Here is a 351-nt window from a genome sequence, read left to right as displayed (position 1 = left end):
TGTAACATCCTCCAAAGCTGCAGTTGCCGCTCTGACCGTCACAGATTCTGAAATCCCCGCCCTCAATTCTGAGCGGATGTCCGTCAATAAGTGCATCTGCTATTTTCTTCCGGGCAATCTCGTAAATCCGCTGGACCGTCGTTCTTGCGATCTGCATAGATACTGCACACTGCTCCTGACTATAACCTTTCTTGTCCAAAAGACGGATTGTCTCGTACTCATCTACCGTCAGAACAATGGGTGTTTTTTTCTCCGTATCATCTGCCGGAAGAAATTCTAAAACATTGGGGAAATGGCAGACTTTTCTGCATTTTACTGGTCTCGGCATAAACTGCTCCTTTCTCGCTTTTC

Annotated in this window: 1 protein-coding gene; it reads right to left on the bottom strand. The window is 46.4% G+C overall.

The features are described from left to right. A partial coding sequence (locus LIR34_RS18200; RefSeq protein WP_173903433.1) for a DUF134 domain-containing protein occupies positions 1–328 on the bottom strand: 328 nt, incomplete at its 3' end. Positions 329–351 lie beyond the last annotated feature (23 nt).

This window comes from Blautia sp. MSK17_66 (assembly GCF_020538025.1).
Lineage (GTDB): Bacteria > Bacillota > Clostridia > Lachnospirales > Lachnospiraceae > Blautia_A.
This window is presented reverse-complemented; position numbering and strand designations above follow the sequence as displayed.